The organism is Hydrogenophaga sp. (genome assembly GCF_011390835.1).
Classification (GTDB): domain Bacteria; phylum Pseudomonadota; class Gammaproteobacteria; order Burkholderiales; family Burkholderiaceae_C; genus Hydrogenophaga.
Genome location: NZ_JAABRQ010000009.1, coordinates 44,068 through 61,390 on the forward strand (window position 1 = coordinate 44,068; position 17,323 = coordinate 61,390).

Genomic DNA, 17,323 nt, shown 5'->3' on the forward strand with positions numbered 1-17,323 from the left:
CCGCTGTTGCCTTGCCTCAGCACCCCTCACGGGGTGCTGACCAGGAAGAGGCCCGCATCCTCAGACTGGCGACCCATGTTCGGTGGCGCACAGACCCCTCCTCGCGTCACGCCTACAAGCAGCTGAGCGCTTTGCGCTGTGTGTTGACGACGCAAGAAAGGCCCCATGAACAACCGCCACACCTTCCGCATCGTGGGACTCCCCAGTGTCCGTGCGGGCATCGGCGTTCCCACCATGTCTGCCACGCCGGCGGGGCTCAGCCCATGTGCGCCGCTCGGACACGGTACCCTGGCCGACCTGCTGTGCATGCTGGGAATCGATACCCTGATCACGCCAGACGAGGCGAATGCGGCAAGCCAAATGGTGCTGAGGCTGCGCCAGGTGCCGGCGGGCGATCACCTGATCCACATGGGTGCGCCCAGCGAGGCACTGTATTTTGTGCGCACGGGCACCTTCAAGATTTCCCGTACCGACGAAGAAGGCCACGAACAGGTGCAGGCTTTCGCCGGGTGCAAGGACATTGTGGGCTTTGACGCCTTGTGCATGGACACCTACCCCACTGCCGCCATCGCGCTGGAAGACTCTGCCGTCTACGTGGTTCACAAGAGCGATCTGCTTGATCTGAGCCGGGCGGTGCCGGCGTTCGGGCTGGAACTGCAGCGCGCTGGCAGCCGGGCACTCACCCGCACCACCGCACTGCTGGATGTGATGTCGGCCGTGTTGGCAGAAGTTCGACTCGCGCGCTTTCTGCTCCAGATGTCGTGCCAGATGGCTGCAGCTGGTCAGTCGCCTCGGCGCTTTCACCTGCTCATGGGTCGGCGCGACATCGCCCGAGCGCTCGGCGTGGCGCACGAGACGGTCAGCCGATCGTTCACCGCGCTGGCCATCGCGCACTTCATCCACGTGGACGGCCGAAACGTGGAAATCCTCGACATGGACGGCCTCAAGGTCCATTCGCGCAGCACCCGCCGCTCGCAAGACGATCTGGGGACGCCATCTGCGCGCCTGCAGGCGCAGCAGCGGCGCAGCGCCTTCATTCCGATGGGATTGAGCAGCCTGGCCGCGTGAAGAGGTCGCCGCCCTGCAACCCACCCCGCGCCCTCTTCGAATCGTGTACCAGATAGATCCAGCGCCCGCCTAGCGGTGTTTGCCTGGTCGCCCTCCTTGTGAGGTGCTGACCATTGATGGGCCCGCTGCCAGCCTTGGCAGCATGCCCTTTTTTGGCAAGCGCGCGGCCTACATCTGCACCAGGCGACACGCTGCTGGCCAGCCACCCACCGCCTCGGGGGCATCGCCGGCTGGCAGACCCACGCGGGTGAAATCCTGCCGAAGTTGCGTGCGGCGGCGCTGCGCCATCTGCTCACCGAGCGCGACCGCGTTCAGGCCAGCCAGCCGCAGCTCCACAAACAGCACCGCCTGCGCATCGTCCATGCTCGGCAGCACACAGTCGGCAATGTCGTCCACCGCGCCGTCGTAGCCGGGGTCGCCCGGTTCCATTTCGTCCAGCCGCGCGATCAGCTGGCGCAAGCGGCCGTGATCACACAAGGTGGTTCTGGCGAGCACTTCACCATCGAGCACCTGGCGCAACGTGGGGTAAAAGATTTCTTCCTCCATCTGGGCACACAGGCAGAGCGCATCGCAGAGGCGCTCCACGACATCGGCCTTGACGGCGGGGCAACAGCCTGGACCCTGGCACAGGCGTTCGTGTTCGCGCAACAGCTTGCGGATCAGCTCGTGGTCGCGTCGCAGCTGGTGCAGCGCGTCGCGCGTCTGCTGGTTGGTTTGGGGGCGCATCCGCTGGCTCGCGCTGGGCTCAGGCCTTTCCTTTGGCCGGCTCTGCGTGTGAAGCGGGGTGCAGGTGCAGGGTCGAGCGCTGGGTCGGCGTGGGCGACTGGGGTGCGGCGGGCGGCACCGGCTCGGGCATCTGGCCCTCCGGCGGCGCACCCTCGCTGGTCATGGCGTTTTCCTGCTGCTCCAGCGTGAGTGGCCGGGGGGTGGCTCGGTTGGCGACGGTGATCATCTCAAGGCCCAGGTTCAGGGTTGTGCACCATGCACCACCGCAGGGTGTCTTTATCGCCGCCCACACCCGTGAGGTCTGTTCGGTAGCGCACGTTGCCCGGCGCTAGACCGCCATTTCGGGGGGCAGCAGCCGGCCGTACTCCGATTTCACCACGGCATAACACTCGCAGACGCGGGCTTCCAGCCCAGGGCGGTCGAGCACGTTGATGTGCCCCCGAACGTACTTGATGAGACCCAGCTTTTGCAGCTTGAGCGCCGCTTCGGTGACGCCCTCGCGGCGCACGCCCAGCATGTTGGCGATCAGTTCCTGCGTCATCACCAGCTCGTTGCCGCTCAGGCGGTCCAGGCTCAGCAGCAGCCAGCGGCACAGCTGCTGGTCCAGCGAATGGTGGCGGTTGCACACCGCCGTCTGGGACATCTGCGTGATGAGCGCCTGGGTGAAGCGCAGCAACAGGTGCAGCACCGGGCCGGAGCGGTTGAATTCTTCCTTGATGTCGGCTGCGCGCAGGCGGTAGCCCTTGCCCGCGCTCTGAACCACGGCGCGGCTGGGCGTGGTTTCGCCGCCCATGAAGAGCGCAATGCCCACCAGCCCTTCGTTGCCCACCACCGCGATCTCGGCCGAGGCGCCGTCTTCCAGCACATACAGGAGCGAAATGATGGCGCTGGTGGGGAAGTAGACATGGCTCATCTTGGCGCCCGATTCGTACAGCACCAAGCCCAGCGGCAGGTCCACGGCTTCCAGCCTGGGTGCGATACGCTGCCACACCGCAGGTGGCATGGAGGACAGCAAATGGTTGGTTGTTTGGTCGACGGTGATGTTCAAGTGAAGCCTTTGGGTCGCGGCGTTTTCGCCCTGCGAAACGTGTGTGTGACAGGTTGTAGCCTACCCAAGTCAGTGTGCGCCGTATGTACGCTGGCGTACATACCTGACGACCGGCGGCGTGTACGTCAGCGCACAGACGCGCCGCTGCGCAGTGGCCAGCATTGGGGTTTTGCCTTGGCCCCAAGGACTTTGCATGCCTTTGTTGTCGATCGAACACAGCACCACCGCCTACCGCGCGGACTTTTTCCTCTATGGCAGCGCCGTGCTCGCGCTGGGCGGCTGGCTGGTCCTGCGTGCCCCCAGCGGCATGTCGCTGGGGCTCTCGGCGCTGGTGGTGCTGGGATGGCTGGCCTGGAGTCCGGTCGAATACGCACTGCACCGCTTTGTGCTGCACGGCCTGCCCCCGTTCAAGGGCTGGCACCGGCAGCACCACCAGCGCCCGTTGGCGCTGATCTGTGCGCCCACCGTGTTGAGCGCATCGCTGATCGGTCTGCTGGTGTGGCTTCCTGCCGCAGGCGCCATGGGACTGTGGCGTGGCAGCGCCCTCACGCTCGGCGTGCTCATGGGCTACCTGGGCTACGCCATCACCCACCATGCCCTGCACCACTGGCGCTTGCGCAGCCGCTGGCTGGCGCAGCGCAAATACGCCCATGCGCGCCACCACCACTTGCAGCAGCCCTGTTGCTTTGGCGTGACCACCGGTCTTTGGGACCGGCTGTTGCACACCAGCGGGAAAAAGAAACCCGCCCTGGTGCATATCCGGGTGGTGCGCCGCCAAGGCTGAGCAGCGCCGGCTGGGTGCGCAGGCCTCACCCCATTTCGAAATCATGGCGAAACGCGAAGAACCGCCGCAGACAGTGCTGTAGCACGACAAAGCGGTCCGACAAAGTACCGTCTTGAGTTCGAACGGGAGTCAGCCTTTCAGAGGCACCACCAAGCAGCTGTCAGGCGACAGGTCTTTCCAGCGCAGGCGCTCACCCTCCTGCAGCAGCTGGGCGTGGGGTTTCGAGGCCAGCTCGGCCGCGGGGTCGCCGCGCACCAGCACAAAATGCATTGAACGCCCGTCGCGCCGCAGCGTGATCTCAGCTTTTGGCCAGTGCGCTGGCAGGCAGGGCGTGAACCACAGTTCTTCTGCCTGCAGCTGCAAGCCCAGGATGGATTCCAGCGCGGCGCGGTGCAGCCAGCCCGCCGAGCCGGTGTACCAGCTCCATCCACCTCGCCCGGTGTACGGTGGCGCGCTGTACACATCGGCCGCAAGCGCATAGGGCTCGAGACCGTAGGCCGAGCGCCACTGCGGGTGCGCTGCGCGGTGAGCCGGGCTCAGGTAGGTGAAGTACCGGTAGGGCGTGTTGCGGACGAAGGTGTTGCCATGCTCGTGCAGCGCCACCTGCGCGGCGGCCATCAAGGCCCAGACGCCGGCATGGGCGTACTGGCCGCCGTTTTCCCGCACGCCGGGTGGATAGGCCTGGATGTAGCCTGCGCTGGGGCTGGCGTGCTGAAGCGGTGGATCCAGCAGGCGGATCAAACCGTTCTCGGCGTCCACGAGCTGGGTCTCTACGGCGTCCATCGCCATGCGCTGGCGCTCGTCAGAGGTCTGATCCGACAACACAGCCCAGGCCTGCGCGATCAGGTCGATGCGCGCTTCGGGCTGGCTGGCCGAGCCCAGCGGGCTGCCATCGTCAAAGAAAGCGCGCTTGAACCAGGCGCCATCCCAGGCCTTGGTATCGAGAGCCTCCAGCCAGCCGGCGAACGCCACTTCCCACCGGCGGACCCGGCTCAGCTCGCCGCGCGCACGCGCCAGCGGCAGCCAATCGCTCACGATGCGGCACAGAAACCAGGCCAGCCAGACCGACTCGCCCCTGCCCTCGCTGCCCACCCGGTTCATGCCGTCGTTCCAGTCGCCGCCCCCCATCAGGGGCAGGCCGTGCGCACCCACCGGCAGGCTGCGGTCGATGGCGCGCGCCCCGTGCTCGTACACGCTGGCCTGCTGGGCGCTGATGGCAGGTGAGTCATAGCGATCTTCCGAGCCCTCGGGCACCGGAGGGCTGTCGAGAAAGCTCACCGCTTCGTCCAGCAGCGCCGTGTCGCCGGTGGCCTGCAGGTAGTGCGCGGTGGCGAAAGGCAGCCACAGCAGGTCGTCCGAAAAATGGGTGCGCACACCGGCGCCACCTGGGCTGTGCCACCAGTGCTGCACGTCGCCTTCTTCAAACTGGCGCGAGGCACACAAGACGATCTGCGCGCGCAGCATGGCGGGCTGCGCCCACACCAGCGCCATGGTGTCCTGCAGCTGATCGCGGTAGCCGGTGGCGCCGCCAGCCTGGTAGAAGCCGGCCTTGGCCCACAGGCGCGAGGACACGGTCTGGTAGAGCAACCAGCGGTTGACCAGGGCGTCGAACAAGGGGTCGGGCGTCTGGACCTGGGTGGCGCCCAGCAGGCTGTCCCAACGCGCCTGGACAGCGCGCTCGCGTTCGCCAGCGTCGACCTGGCTGGCCTGGTGCATGAGTGTCCGCGCGGCGTTGGCATCGCCCGCATACCCGATTAAAAACACCTGCTCCAGGCTGGCGCCCGGGCGCAGCGTGAGCGGACGCGAGAGCGCGGCGCAAGGGTCCAGGCCAAAGCCACTTCGCTGGCCCAGGCGCTGCGGCAGCGCCAGCTGGCCACCCGCGTCAAAGAAGGCGCTGCGGTCGCAAGTCCAGTCCAGACTGCCGGCGTCACCGGCAGCAGCTTGCGCCTCACAGAAAAACGCGGTGCCGCCCCCAAAGCCGGCCGCATGCTCGGTCTGGGTGCACAGCAGGCCAAGCAAGTCGCCACCGGGCGGACCTCCCTCCTGCGGCTGGGTCAGCAAGGTGGCGCGGTCGCCTCGCTTCTCTCCCATCATCCACTCCACCAGCCCGACGAGGCGCAGGTGCGCCTTGCCCGCGCCGTGGTTGGTCAGCTGGATGCGCACCTGCTTGACCGCGTTGTCGGCGTCGACGCACCAGCTGACCAGGACCGCCAGCGACCCACGCTGGTGGCGAATGGTGGTGAGGCCCTGGCTGTGAACCACCTGGTAGCGGGTGGCCTCAGCCCCCCAGGCCGACGGTGCCGTGCTCCAGACCTCGCGGGTGCGGCGATCTTGCAGCAAGAACCATTCGGATGGCGGGTCGGCCACCGGGTCGTTGGCCCAGGCAGTGAGCTGGTTCAGGCGGCTGTTGAGCGCCCAGGTGTTGCCGGCGCCAGTCTCGGACAAGATCGTCCCGAAGCCGGGGTTGGCGAGCACGTTGGTCCAGGGCATGGGCGTGGCCAGGCCGGCGCCCGCTTCGAATGCGAAGGCGCTGCGTTCGTGCAGGAAATCGCCGTGGCTGGGCAAGGCCTCGGTCTCGCTCAGGCGCAGTGGCACCGGATCGTGCGCCGGTACCCCGCCGTTCCCGAGGTGCGTCCCGGCGGTATCAAAGCGGTCGCACCAGGCGCGCACCTGGTGCAGCAGCGCCTGGCCGTCGGCTTGCAACTGCACGCGGGCCAGACTGTGCAAGGTGGTGATCTGCTCGGGCGAGAGCTCGTCGACGCGCAACAGGTGCAGGCCGGTGGCAGCTTGAATCGGGTGAGCCTGCTGGTCGATGGCGTGTTGTTCGCGCAGCAGGGCGAGCGCGCGCTGCAGCGGCATCTCGTAAGAGTGCAGTTCGCGGCTGAGCACCACCACATCGCAAGCCACGCCCGCGCGCGACCACTCGCGCAGCACCAGCGCCAGCACGCACAGCAGGCCCAGGCCCTTGGGCATCCCGGCATGCACCAGCAGCAGGGGCCGGTCACCCGAGATGCCCAGCGGCCACAGCGTTCGCCGGTCACTGTGCAGCGCGCCGGCGTCAGCCGATCCCGATGGCGTCGCATGCGCCTGCGGCAGGGTCAGCACCAGCGCAGTGGTGAGGGCCTGCATCGCGGGCAGGTAGTCGACACGCGGGCGGTGCGGCTGCGCGGCAATGCCCGCCAGCGTGGCCGACATCAGCGAAGAGCGTTCCACGTAGCTCGGCTGACGGTACTTGTCGATCACCGCCAGCAGGGTGGCGGCGTCGTCGCTGGCGGCGGTGGCAAAGGTGACGCTGGCCTGAGCCCCCGGCGCGATCAACACCCGCACACCGAGAACCGCCACCGGGTCGAGCCCGGTGTCGAGAGCGGTCGGCACCAGCGGCACGGCTTTCAGCGCGGCCAGCGGTTGTGCCGGCGTGTGCAGCCGGCCCAGCCACTGCGCCCGGTCGGTCTGGCAGCGCAACCCCAGCACCTTGCCTTCGGCGCTGGCCACAAAATGCGCCGCCTGCAGCGTGCCTTCGGTCTGCAAGCGGGGGGTGCGCACGCAGCGCAGTGCCTGCTGTTCGGGCAACCAGTCGGTCTTGACGAACAGGTTGGAAAACGCCGGATGTGCCTCGTCGGCGGCGTGGCTGGCCAGCGTGATGTCCAGCGCCGAGATCAGCTCCAGCTCGATGGCTTCACTGCTTCGGTTGACCAGCAACACCTTGCGCAGCTCGATGTCGTCTTCCGGGCTGACCCAGACCGTGGTGGTGACCTTCAGCTCGGGCCAGGTCGCGTCGAAACACACGCGGTCGGTGTGGAAGCGGCACTGGTAGCTGGCGTCGGGATCGGGCGCCGGGTGGCGCGTGACCGACACCGCCGCGCCGCTGCCACCCAGACGCAGGTAGATGAAGGCCCCACTGGCGTCGCGCATCGCATCGTCGCGCCAGCGGGTGATGCCAGTCTGGCCCCAGCGGCTCCAGCCCGCGCCGTGGGAGCGCAGCGTGACGCTGTAGCGCCCGTTGGACAGCAGGTGCGTGGGCTCCAGCGCCTGCGCGCCGGGCGTGAGCATGCGGACGTGCTCGGACGCGTGCCGCGGCAGGGCTGGCAAGGGCTGGGTCTGCAAGCGGTGCAGGGCCGGCAGCTCGCGCGGCGCGCGCTCGTGCAGCAGCGAACACACGGCTTCGATGCGCGGATGCGACATGCCCCAGCGCTGCGCCACCCCGCCGCACAGCACATTGGCCAGCGCCACGATGCTCATGCCCTGGTGATGTGCCATGAAAGTGTTGACCAGGGTGAAGGGCTCACCATGGATCTGCCGTGCCTGCGTGAAGTCCAGCGCTTCGATGAATCCGTAGCGCCCGCGGGCAGACAGCGCACTCAAGGCCCGCAGGTTGTTACACGCCAGCGCCGCGTCCACCTGGGTGGCCAGCGCCGTGGCGTAGGGCGCGATGACCTGCTCGGCCGCTGGCGTTCGCCGCATCGCCAGCCTTGGCACGCCCTGCGGCGCGTACTGGTAGGCCAGGGTGTGGTCTTGCCCGGCGTAGGCGCTCTCCGAAATGCCCCAGGGCATGGCGCTACCGCGCACGAAGGCGATCTGCTCCCGCAGCGCCGAGCGACCGGCTTCGAACAGCGCGCTGTCACGCGGCGGCTGCACCACCAGGGTGGGCATCAGGTACTCGAACATCGAACCCGACCAGGAGCGCAACACGGCGCGCCGCCCGCTGGCAAAAAAGGGCCGGCCCAGCGCCGCCCAGTGGCGCACCGGCAGCTCGCCCTTGGCGATGGCGAGCAGGCTGGTGGTGCGCGATTCGGAGGCCAGCAGGTCGTAGAAGCTGGTGTCGAGCTGCTGATGGTCGACCCGGTAGCCGATGTGCAGCAGGTGGCGCTTGGGGTGGTAGAGGAAGTGGAAATCGGCTTCCCAGGCCATGGCTTCGAGCTGCTCGGCCGCGGCCTGCAGGCGTTGTTGGGTGCGCTCACAGCTGCCCGCCCCTCGGGCTGCGACGTCCAGCCCCCCTGAGCGCAGGGTGGCCAGGTGGTCGGCCAGCAGCCAGCGCAATTCGTCCTTGGGTGTGGTGGGGTGGCTGACAATGGCCGGGTTGCGCGCGGGTTGCAGCCCTTCGAGCTCAGCCTGCGCTTGCAGCAGCAGAGCGAGGAACGCGGCGCAGGCGGTGGCATCGACCGACTCGGGTGGTGTGGCATCCAGCAACTGCCCAAGCGCCGTCTGGTGCAGCGGCTGGTGAAGCACCGACTGGAGCAGTGGCAGATGGGGCTGCAGGCGCTCGCGAGACCTCGCAATGGCCTGCAGGTTGGCTGAGGCTTCGTGTGGATCCTGCGCCAGCTCGCGGCAGGCCTGAGCCACCGTGAGCAGGTGGGCGCTGAGGTTGCCGCTGTCCACCGTGGACACATAGCGCGGCGGCAGCGGCTGCAGGGTCTCGGTGTCGTACCAGTTCAGGAAATGACCCCGGTGGCGCTCCATTTGCTGCAAGGTGGTGCAGGTGGCATCCAGGCGCGCCAGCAGGTCCTGCGTGCCGATCCAGCCAAACCGGCGCGCGCAGGCCGCGCTCAGCAGGTAGAGCCCGATGTTGGTGGGCGAGGTGCGATGGGCTTCGATCTCGTACGGAAAGAGCTGCAGGTTGTCAGGCGGCAGGTGGTGGTTCTGGGGGTTCACGCAGCGCTCGAACAGGCGCCAGGTGTCGCGCGCCACACCGTCCAGCAATACCCGGTCAGCGGGCCGCAACGCCTTGCTGCGGCTGGGCCATGGTGTGTTGCTCGCCCAGACCAGCAGCGGTGCCAGCGCCCAGAGCACGAGCACGGTGAGCGTGAGTGCACCGGGCGCAGGCGGCGTGAGCAGCCACAGGCCCACCAGCCACAGCAGCGCACCGACGGGCTCGATGCGGTGGCGCCCAAGGGTGGCGGGCAGGCGGGTGGCCAGGCCAGCCTGAGCGGCCTCTGCGGTGGTCCATTCGAGCAGGTGCAGCCGGCTCACCGCCAGCCGGTGCAGCGTGCGCAGCACAGCGTCGAGCGACATCAGTGCCTGCTGCTGCAGCAGCGCCAGGTGCCAGAAGCCTCCGCCCACGGCGCGCAGCAGATCCAGCGAGCCAGCCACGAAAAAACGCGCGCCCAGCAGCCGCCAGTGGCCCGGCACACAGGCGGCCAGAGCGCCCAGGAGCGGGCCGGCGCTGTAGGCGGCCAGGGTGAGCCCCAAGGCCACGGGCAGCGACACGCCCAGGCCGAGCATGGCCAGGCCGATCAGCAGCAGCGAGGCCGGCGCCACCAGCGAGCGGCGCAGGTTGTCCAGCAGCTTCCAGCGGTTGATGGCGCCCAGCGGCCAGTGGCGATGGCGCAGCAGGAACGGCAGCAACTGCCAGTCGCCGCGAGCCCAGCGGTGCAGGCGCGCGGCAGCGGCGTCGGCGTGGGTGGGATCGGGCTCGATCAGGGTCACGTCGGTCACCACGGCGCAGCGAACCAGCGCGCCTTCGAGCAGGTCGTGGCTGAGCACCTGGTCGCTCGGCAGGCGATCGCCCAACACAGCGTGCAGGGTGGCCACGTGCAGCAGGCCTTTGCCGGTGAAGCTGCCCTCGCCAAACAGGTCCTGGTACACATCGGAGCTCATGGCGCTGTAGGGATCGATGCCGCGCTGGCCGTCAAACAGCCATTGCCAGAGGCTGCGCGGGCCATCGCCGGCCAAGGGGGGCACGACGCGCGGCTGCAAGATGCCGTAGCCCCTCACAACGCGCTGATCGACGCTGTCCAGCTGGGGCCGGTTGTTCGGGTGTTCGGCCACGCCAACCAGCGCCCGCAGGCGCCCGGGCGGCAGCTGCGTGTCGCTGTCGAGCGTGAGGATGTAGCGCGTGTTCGGTGCCATGCGCGAGACTTCGCCGAGATCAAAAAACGGACCTGGCGTACCGGTGGCGAGCGCGGCGACCAGCTGCTCCAGCTTGCCACGCTTGCGCTCCCAGCCGAGCCAGCGCCGCTGCGTGGCGCTGGCGCTGCGGCCGCGGTGCAGCAGCAGGAAGCGCGGCGGCTGGCCAGGGGCTTCGGGGTAGCGGGCATTGAGCGCAGCCAGCTGCGCCTGTGCGTGAGACAGCAGGGAATCGTCGTCGGCATGGTGCTCGGTGTCTGCGTCGGTCCAATCGCTCAGCAAGGCGAACTGGGCGCAGGCCTCGGTGTTGGCCAGGTGGTGAAGTTGCAGCCGGTGCACCAATTGGCTGATCGAATCGCGGTGGCTCAGCATGGCCGGCACCACCACCATGACTCGGGCTTCGGGCGGTATGCCATCAGGCAGCAACAAGCGTGGCAGATGCGAGGGCTTGACCGATTCGCTGATCAGGCGGTTGACCAGGGCCACCACCGCCTCGGAGGCGGGCAGCAACATCAGCAGACCCACCAGCACCGTGCCCAGCTGCGTGGGCCAGCTGGCTGCGAGCCAGCCCGGGCGGTACAACAACCAGGCCACCAGCAGCAGCGAGCCCAGCAGCATCGCACCGAGGTAGGCAGCGGTTCGCGAAAGGCCAGGCGCCGGCCTCCACAGACCAGCACGTCGGCGTTTCAGGCCCAGTGCCTGTTCCAGCGCCGCGCGCCCATCGCCCTGCAACCAGTGCGAGGCCAGCGCGCTGTGGCCGCTGCCCTCGCTCATCAGCTGCAGCAGCCGCTGCGCCACCAGGGCCTCCCCCTTGCCGCTCTGCGCAGACAGGCGCTCGATGCCGTGCAGCGTGGTGTTGCGGCTGGCGTCGTCTTCCGCTTGGAACACCGACGAGCCCAGCATCGCGCGGACAACCCGACTGGTGTGGGCCACAGCGTCGGCCCAGTCGGCAGCACCGATCAGGCGCAGCGCGGTGATCGCGTTGCCCACGCTCAGGTGGTCGGCCGCCTGGGCCGCGTGTTGCTGGGCCTGCAGGGTGGCCAGATCGGGCACTTCCTGCTGCAGCCAGTCGCGCGCCCGAGCCAGTGGCGTGTCGCCGGCGACCTGTGCATGTCCGGCCAGGCTCTGGGCCAGCTGCAACACAAACACCTCGCCCGCGCGACGCCGCACCATCAACTCGCGCATGGTCACCAAGTCGCCCAGGGGCAGCGTGTCAATGCGGCTGGCGCACAGGCTGGCGAGTTCGCGCGCGGCCTTGTGGCTGGCGATGCGATCGGCCAGGCGACGCAGGTTTTCCACCAGCACCACGCGCAAGGTGGTGGGCAGGGCCCAGAGCTCGCCCTGGGTCAGCTCGCGTGCGTCCTGGTAGGCATTCAGAAACTGCACCAGCAGCGTTTCGTCGAAGGCGCTGTCGGTGTGCGCCACAAAAGCCCAGGCCACGCCGTAGATGCGGGGCAGGCCGACCAGCGGCGCGTCCTGCAGCACGGGCAGCGTTCGGTAGTAGCTCAGTGGCAAGCCTTCGCGGATCTCCCGCAGCTGGGCCTCGATCAGGTGGAAGTTGTCGAGCAGCCACTCGGCCGCGGGGCTGACCTCTTGCCAGTCGTGTGACGCCAGCGCGATGAACTCGTAGGCGGACCGCAAGGTGCGCACATTGTTCTGCAGGCGCGGGTAAAACGTAGCCCGGCCAAAGCGGGCCAGGTCCGCACGGTGGGAGGTACCCAGGCTACGACCGTGTTGTTCAAAACGTGTCCGGCCAAACAGCTCGGAGCGGATCGGCTCCAGCGCCGGGCCGTTCGAGGCGTCCAGCACGCGTTCGAGCCGATTCGGGACCCATGACCAGCGCCCCAGCCCGCGTGCATCCGCCATGCGCTAGCGCATCAGCGAAACACCGCCCACCAACAGCATGGCCACCATTGCCGTGGTGACCACATGCCCGGTCAACAGGCCGTGCAGGCCGTCAGCCCCGGTCCGCAATGTGTGGAGCCGGCCACGCAGCGCGCCGCACTGGCTCAGGTGTTCGCCCAGCGCCGAGCGCTCCAGGGGCGAGACATCGGCCGGATGACCGAATGATGAGGTGTCCCAGCAGGGTGCCTGGGAAGAGATGTTGGACATGATGCGCACCTTGTGCATGGGTAGATAACAGAGGTCAGAAACCTATGTGTCTTTGTAAGGCAACGGGCGTTTCAGGTCTGTGCGCTGTCGAACATTGGGCTCGGGCGGCGCGGTTGTGGTGCCAGCGCGGGGTACTCAAGACAGGGAGTCGGCCAGGCCAACCGTCAGTCGGGACGTCGTGAGGCGATTTCCTGACCGAATCGCTCCCTTTGCTCTCGATTCAAAACAAAGCCAGTCCGGCACTCTCCCCCGTGCGGGCTGCGAGCGCCAACTGCGTGTTTGCGGCCAGGCCTATGTGAGCCCCGCGCACGCTCGGCAACGCCTGCTTTGGAATCCGTACACTGGTGCGACCGGTCACAGGCTGCGCCGTCCATCGGGAACCCCGCGTCCACTGTCAGCGCAACGGTGCGCTGGCGCCTGGCAAGTGATTGGGTTGGCAACATGGCACCTCATTCCACAAGCCGATGGTGCGCCGTTCCGGGTGATGCGGGTCGATGCCCAGCAGGCTCACCGACGCTGTGTGCAGCGGGAAGTGCTGGCCTTCGACCAAGGCCAAGCCAATCCAGCGCACGGCCAGCGCTGCGCCGAACTGGCCGTGAGAAAACAGCACCACGGCTTCTTGCATCGCGCAGAGGCGCTGGATGAGTCGGTCGGCTCGCGCGCTGACGTCGTCAGGCGACTCGCCACCCGGGCAGCCGTCGCGCCAGATGTTCCACTCCGGTCTCTCGCGGCGAATGTCCACCGAGCGCCGGCCTTCGAAATCGCCGTAATCCCACTCGGCCAGATCGGGCTCAATCTCGCTCGATGCACCCAGACCGGCGAGTTCGCAGGTCTGGCGTGCGCGCTGGCGCGGGCTGACCAGCACTCGCGCGCACGCCCAGCTTCGCAGCCGGGGTGCCAAGGCGCGTGATTCACCTTCGCCATGCGCTGTGAGCCCGATATCGGTCACACCGGTGTGCTGGCCGGTCAGCGACCAGACGGTTTCGCCGTGGCGAACCAGGCAGGCCGTCATGCCGCTCTTGCTTCTTCGTCCATCGCATCGCTGTACGCGCCCTGCACCGCAGCGGCATTGCAGCGTGCGCGGTGCAGCAAGGCGTTCTGGGCGATGACGCGGTTACCGTCCTTTCCCGCCCAGAGACCCAAGGCCGGCTGCTGCAGTGCCCGCCCGAACGAAAAGCTGAGCGGCCAGGGCAATTCAAACGCAGGGGAACCGGAGGTCTGGTTGGGCTGGTGCATGGCATTGAGCCGCGCTGTGGCCAGAGTGGCCGGCTGGCCACCGGAGAGAAAGGCCACCCCCACCACGGCGGCCGGCACGGTGCGCCGCAGGCAGCTCAGCGTGGCCTCGGCAACTTCAGCCAGCGACGCGGGTTCGCCACAAGACAGGCCCGGCAGCACCATGTTGGGCTTCAGGATCATGGCCTCCAGCGCCACGCCCTGTTCGTGAAGCTGTTCGAACACCTGGTGGAGCACTTCGGTGGTCACCTCAGCGCAGCGCGTCAGCGTGTGCCCGCCGTCCATCAGCACCTCGGGCTCGACGACGGGCACGATTTGCGCCTCCTGGCACAGGGATGCATAGCGGGCCAGGGCGTGTGCGTTGACCTGGATGCAGGCCTGGGTGGGCAGGCCGTCTGCAATGACCAGCACCGCACGCCACTTGGCGAAGCACACGCCAAGCGTTGCAAAGCGAGCCAGGCGTTCTCGCAAGCCGTCCAGGCCCTCGGTGACGCGCTCGCCAGGGTGGTCTGCCAGGGCGGTCGTACCAGCGTCCACCTTGATCCCGACCAGGATGCCTGCGGCGCGCAGCACATCCGCCAGCAGCACGCCATCGCGGGTGTTCTGGCGCAAGGTTTCGTCTAACAGGATCGCACCACTGATGAATGGCGACAGGCCGGGTGCTGTCACGAGCAACTCGCGGTAACGGCGACGGAACTCCTCGGTCTGCGCGATGCCGCACTCGGCCAGGCGCCGGTTGCAAGTGCCCACGCTTTCGTCCATGGCCAGCAAGCCCTTGCTAGGCTCCATCAGCGCCTGCGCAGTGACGGTCAGGGCATTGATCATGTGGGCGGGTCGTTCGGCAAGGCTTTTTCAACCTGGTCCAGCGCCCGCCTGATGGCCGCGATGATGAGCCGGTGTGCCAGCGGCTCATCGATGTCGGGCACGTCCCACTCGGCAATGGTGAGGTACTTGTCAACCAGTTCGGTGACGTCGATTTCCAGTTGGGCGCGGTGCGCCTCGAGTTCCCGTCTTTCAATGCTGGGCATGGTGGCTTGCTTTCATGTCGTGGCGTTCCAGCGCCAGTTGCGGATTTCGGGCATGTCCTGCCCGTGCGCCCGGATGTGGTGCGCGTGTTCAACGAGCTTGGCGGCCAGCCTGCCCTGCAGCGCGGTGCCTGCCGAGCCGGTTTGCGGCAGCCGGTCGATGGTGTCCATCACCAGGTGGAAGCGGTCCAGGTCGTTCAGGACTGTCATGTCGAACGGCGTGGTTATCGTGCCCTCTTCCTTGTAGCCGCGCACATGGAAATTGGCGTGGTTGGTTCGCCGGTAGGTCAGCCGGTGGATCAGCCAGGGGTAGGCGTGGAACGCAAAAATCACCGGCTTATCGCGGGTGAACAGCGCATCGAAGGCCGCGTCACTGAGCCCGTGCGGATGCTCGATTTCGGGCTGCAGCCTCATCAGGTCGACGACATTGACCACGCGCACGCGAAGCTCGGGCAGTTCTGCGCGCAAGATCTGCACCGCAGCCAGCGTCTCGAGCGTGGGCACGTCGCCGCAGCAGGCCATGACCACGTCGGGATCGTCCTCCACCGCGCCTGCGGCCAGCTCGTTGCCCGCCCAGTCCCAGATGCCGATGCCCGCAGCGCAATGCGCCACCGCTGCGTCCATGGTCAACCACTGCGGCGCCGGGTGCTTGCCGGCGACCACCACATTCACGTAGTGGCGGCTGCGCAGGCAGTGGTCCATCACCGACAGCAGGCAGTTGGCATCAGGTGGCAGGTAGACGCGCACCACCTCGGCCTTCTTGTTGACCACATGGTCGATGAAGCCCGGGTCCTGATGGGTGAAGCCATTGTGGTCCTGGCGCCAGACGTGCGAGGCCAGCAGGTAGTTGAGCGAGGCGATCTTGGGTCGCCAGGGCAGCCCGGCGCTCACCTTGAGCCACTTGGCGTGCTGGTTGAACATCGAGTCGATGATGTGGATGAAGGCTTCGTAGCAGTTGAACAGGCCATGCCGCCCGGTCAGCAGATAGCCCTCCAGCCAGCCTTCGCACTGGTGCTCGCTCAGCATTTCCATCACCCGCCCTTGCGGCGCGAGCCACTGGTCGCTCGGCGCGGTGGCGGCATCCCATTGGCGGTTGGTCGCTTCGAACATCGCGGCCAGCCCGTTGGACACGGTTTCGTCGGGTCCGAAGACGCGGAAGTTGCGCTCAGCTTCGTTCTGGCTGGCGACATCGCGCAAGAAGGGCCCTAGCACGCGGGTGTCGCCCATGCCAGGGGTGCCGGGTGTGGGCACGTCTGCCGCGTACGCGCGGTAATCGGGCAGGTGCAGGTCGCGCAGCAGCAGGCCGCCGTTGGCATGGGGATTGGCCCCCATGCGCCGGTGGCCGCTGGGTGCCAGCGCTGCGAGCTCTGACTTCAGTCGGCCATGCTCGTCGAAAAGTTCTTGTGGCCGGTAGCTGCGCAGCCAGTCGTCCAGCAACTTGAGGTGATCAGGGTGTTCGGCCGGGTGCAGCGGCACCTGATGCGAACGGAAATTGCCTTCGCAAGGCTCACCGTCCACCTGCTTCGGCCCGGTCCAGCCCTTGGGTGAGTTCAGCACGATCATGGGCCAGCGCGGGCGCTCGGTGTGCCCCTGCTCGCGCGCATGCCGCTGGATGCGCTGGATCTCCCGCACCGCCTGGTCCAGCGCCTCGGCCATGCGCTCGTGCATGGGCCCGGGCTCGTGCCCCTCCACAAAAATCGGCGTCCAGCCGCAGCCGCGAAAAAACTGCTCGAGCTCCTCGTGCGTGATGCGCGCCAGCACCGTGGGGTTGGCGATCTTGTAGCCGTTCAGGTGCAGGATCGGCAGCACGGCGCCGTCGGTCGCCGGGTCGAGAAACTTGTTGGAATGCCAGGCGGTGGCCAGCGGCCCGGTCTCGGCCTCGCCATCACCGACCACGCAGGCGACGATCAGGTCGGGGTTGTCGAAGACGGCGCCGAATGAATGGCTCAGCGAGTACCCAAGTTCGCCGCCCTCATGGATCGAACCCGGGCACTCGGGCGAGACATGGCTCGGTATGCCACCGGGAAACGAGAACTGCCGGAACAGTTTTTTCAGCCCGGCTTCGTCGCGGCTGATCTCAGGGTAGACCTCGCTGTAGCTGCCTTCGAGGTAGGTGTTGGCGACCACCGCCGGGCCGCCATGGCCGGGGCCACTGACAAAGATCATGTCCAGGTCGTGGGCCAGGATGGCGCGGTTCAGGTGCGCATAGATGAAATTCTGGCCAGGGGTGGTGCCCCAGTGTCCGAGCAACATGGGCTTCACGTCGCTCAAGGTCAGCGGCCGCTTCAGCAGCGGGTTGTCCCACAGGAATATCTGACCGACCGACAGGTAGTTGGCGGCTCGCCAATAGGCGTCCAGGCGTTGGAGCGAGGCGTGGCTTTGTTCGTCTGGCATCCCTCCATACTGGGGTCGACAGGTCCGCTGGTCTGTGCGCTGGGGAACACAGCCCCTGATGCGTGCTTAAGGGTGCGGCAGCGAACAGAC

At 67.6% G+C, this 17,323-nt stretch carries 11 protein-coding genes; 2 read left to right on the forward strand and 9 right to left on the reverse strand.

Going from position 1 to position 17,323, the window contains the following annotated elements:
• The first annotated feature begins 165 nt into the window (after positions 1-165).
• Complete coding sequence (locus GPT34_RS07240; protein ID WP_291010610.1) at positions 166-1,068, forward strand: Crp/Fnr family transcriptional regulator; 903 nt, start codon at positions 166-168, stop codon at positions 1,066-1,068.
• Positions 1,069-1,236: 168 nt separating this feature from the next.
• Here GPT34_RS07240 and GPT34_RS07245 read toward each other — a convergent pair whose 3' ends face one another.
• The 3 genes from GPT34_RS07245 to GPT34_RS07255 all read right to left on the reverse strand — a co-directional run bounded on the left by GPT34_RS07245 (position 1,237) and on the right by GPT34_RS07255 (position 2,797).
• Positions 1,237-1,794 (reverse strand): hemerythrin domain-containing protein, encoded by a 558-nt coding sequence (locus GPT34_RS07245; protein WP_291010612.1) that lies wholly within the window; start codon positions 1,792-1,794, stop codon positions 1,237-1,239.
• Between the two features lie 19 nt (positions 1,795-1,813).
• Positions 1,814-2,020 carry a hypothetical protein gene (locus tag GPT34_RS07250; protein WP_291010614.1) on the reverse strand — a complete coding sequence of 69 codons (207 nt, stop codon included), beginning with the start codon at positions 2,018-2,020 and terminating at the stop codon, positions 1,814-1,816.
• Between the two features lie 102 nt (positions 2,021-2,122).
• A complete protein-coding gene (locus tag GPT34_RS07255; RefSeq protein ID WP_291010721.1) occupies positions 2,123-2,797 on the reverse strand; it encodes a Crp/Fnr family transcriptional regulator in 675 nt (224 codons plus the stop codon).
• A 238-nt stretch (positions 2,798-3,035) separates the two neighbouring features.
• On the opposite strand from GPT34_RS07255, the gene GPT34_RS07260 reads away from it, so the two are divergent.
• Entirely contained in the window at positions 3,036-3,626 is a 591-nt protein-coding gene (locus tag GPT34_RS07260) for a sterol desaturase family protein (protein ID WP_291010615.1), read from the forward strand.
• 129 nt (positions 3,627-3,755) lie between these two features.
• Here the strand turns inward: GPT34_RS07260 and GPT34_RS07265 are convergent, their stop codons facing one another.
• The 6 genes from GPT34_RS07265 to GPT34_RS07290 all read right to left on the reverse strand — a co-directional run bounded on the left by GPT34_RS07265 (position 3,756) and on the right by GPT34_RS07290 (position 17,233).
• Positions 3,756-12,335, reverse strand: coding sequence for a glucoamylase family protein (locus GPT34_RS07265; RefSeq protein ID WP_291010617.1), 8,580 nt, complete (start codon positions 12,333-12,335; stop codon positions 3,756-3,758).
• A 3-nt stretch (positions 12,336-12,338) separates the two neighbouring features.
• A complete protein-coding gene (locus tag GPT34_RS07270) occupies positions 12,339-12,581 on the reverse strand; it encodes a hypothetical protein (RefSeq protein WP_291010619.1) in 243 nt (80 codons plus the stop codon).
• Positions 12,582-12,975: 394 nt separating this feature from the next.
• Positions 12,976-13,593, reverse strand: a complete 618-nt coding sequence (locus tag GPT34_RS07275; RefSeq protein WP_291010621.1) for a histidine phosphatase family protein — start codon at positions 13,591-13,593, stop codon at positions 12,976-12,978.
• Complete coding sequence (locus GPT34_RS07280; RefSeq protein WP_291010623.1) at positions 13,590-14,639, reverse strand: class I fructose-bisphosphate aldolase; 1,050 nt, start codon at positions 14,637-14,639, stop codon at positions 13,590-13,592. Before GPT34_RS07280 ends, GPT34_RS07275 begins: the two co-directional genes overlap by 4 nt.
• A complete protein-coding gene (locus GPT34_RS07285) occupies positions 14,636-14,842 on the reverse strand; it encodes a hypothetical protein (protein ID WP_291010625.1) in 207 nt (68 codons plus the stop codon). Before GPT34_RS07285 ends, GPT34_RS07280 begins: the two co-directional genes overlap by 4 nt.
• Before the next feature lie 12 nt (positions 14,843-14,854).
• Complete coding sequence (locus GPT34_RS07290; protein ID WP_291010627.1) at positions 14,855-17,233, reverse strand: phosphoketolase family protein; 2,379 nt, start codon at positions 17,231-17,233, stop codon at positions 14,855-14,857.
• Positions 17,234-17,323 lie beyond the last annotated feature (90 nt).

What these genes read in the sequence shown, in the direction of transcription:
- GPT34_RS07280 (WP_291010623.1), bottom strand. Translation starts at nt 14,639, where the DNA reads ATGATCAATGCCCTGACCGTCACTGCGCAGGCGCTGATGGAGCCTAGC.
- GPT34_RS07260 (WP_291010615.1), top strand. Translation starts at nt 3,036, where the DNA reads ATGCCTTTGTTGTCGATCGAACACAGCACCACCGCCTACCGCGCGGAC.
- GPT34_RS07285 (WP_291010625.1), bottom strand. Translation starts at nt 14,842, where the DNA reads ATGCCCAGCATTGAAAGACGGGAACTCGAGGCGCACCGCGCCCAACTG.
- GPT34_RS07270 (WP_291010619.1), bottom strand. Translation starts at nt 12,581, where the DNA reads ATGTCCAACATCTCTTCCCAGGCACCCTGCTGGGACACCTCATCATTC.
- GPT34_RS07290 (WP_291010627.1), bottom strand. Translation starts at nt 17,233, where the DNA reads ATGCCAGACGAACAAAGCCACGCCTCGCTCCAACGCCTGGACGCCTAT.
- GPT34_RS07245 (WP_291010612.1), bottom strand. Translation starts at nt 1,794, where the DNA reads ATGCGCCCCCAAACCAACCAGCAGACGCGCGACGCGCTGCACCAGCTG.
- GPT34_RS07275 (WP_291010621.1), bottom strand. Translation starts at nt 13,593, where the DNA reads ATGACGGCCTGCCTGGTTCGCCACGGCGAAACCGTCTGGTCGCTGACC.
- GPT34_RS07265 (WP_291010617.1), bottom strand. Translation starts at nt 12,335, where the DNA reads ATGGCGGATGCACGCGGGCTGGGGCGCTGGTCATGGGTCCCGAATCGG.
- GPT34_RS07250 (WP_291010614.1), bottom strand. Translation starts at nt 2,020, where the DNA reads ATGATCACCGTCGCCAACCGAGCCACCCCCCGGCCACTCACGCTGGAG.
- GPT34_RS07255 (WP_291010721.1), bottom strand. Translation starts at nt 2,797, where the DNA reads ATGCCACCTGCGGTGTGGCAGCGTATCGCACCCAGGCTGGAAGCCGTG.
- GPT34_RS07240 (WP_291010610.1), top strand. Translation starts at nt 166, where the DNA reads ATGAACAACCGCCACACCTTCCGCATCGTGGGACTCCCCAGTGTCCGT.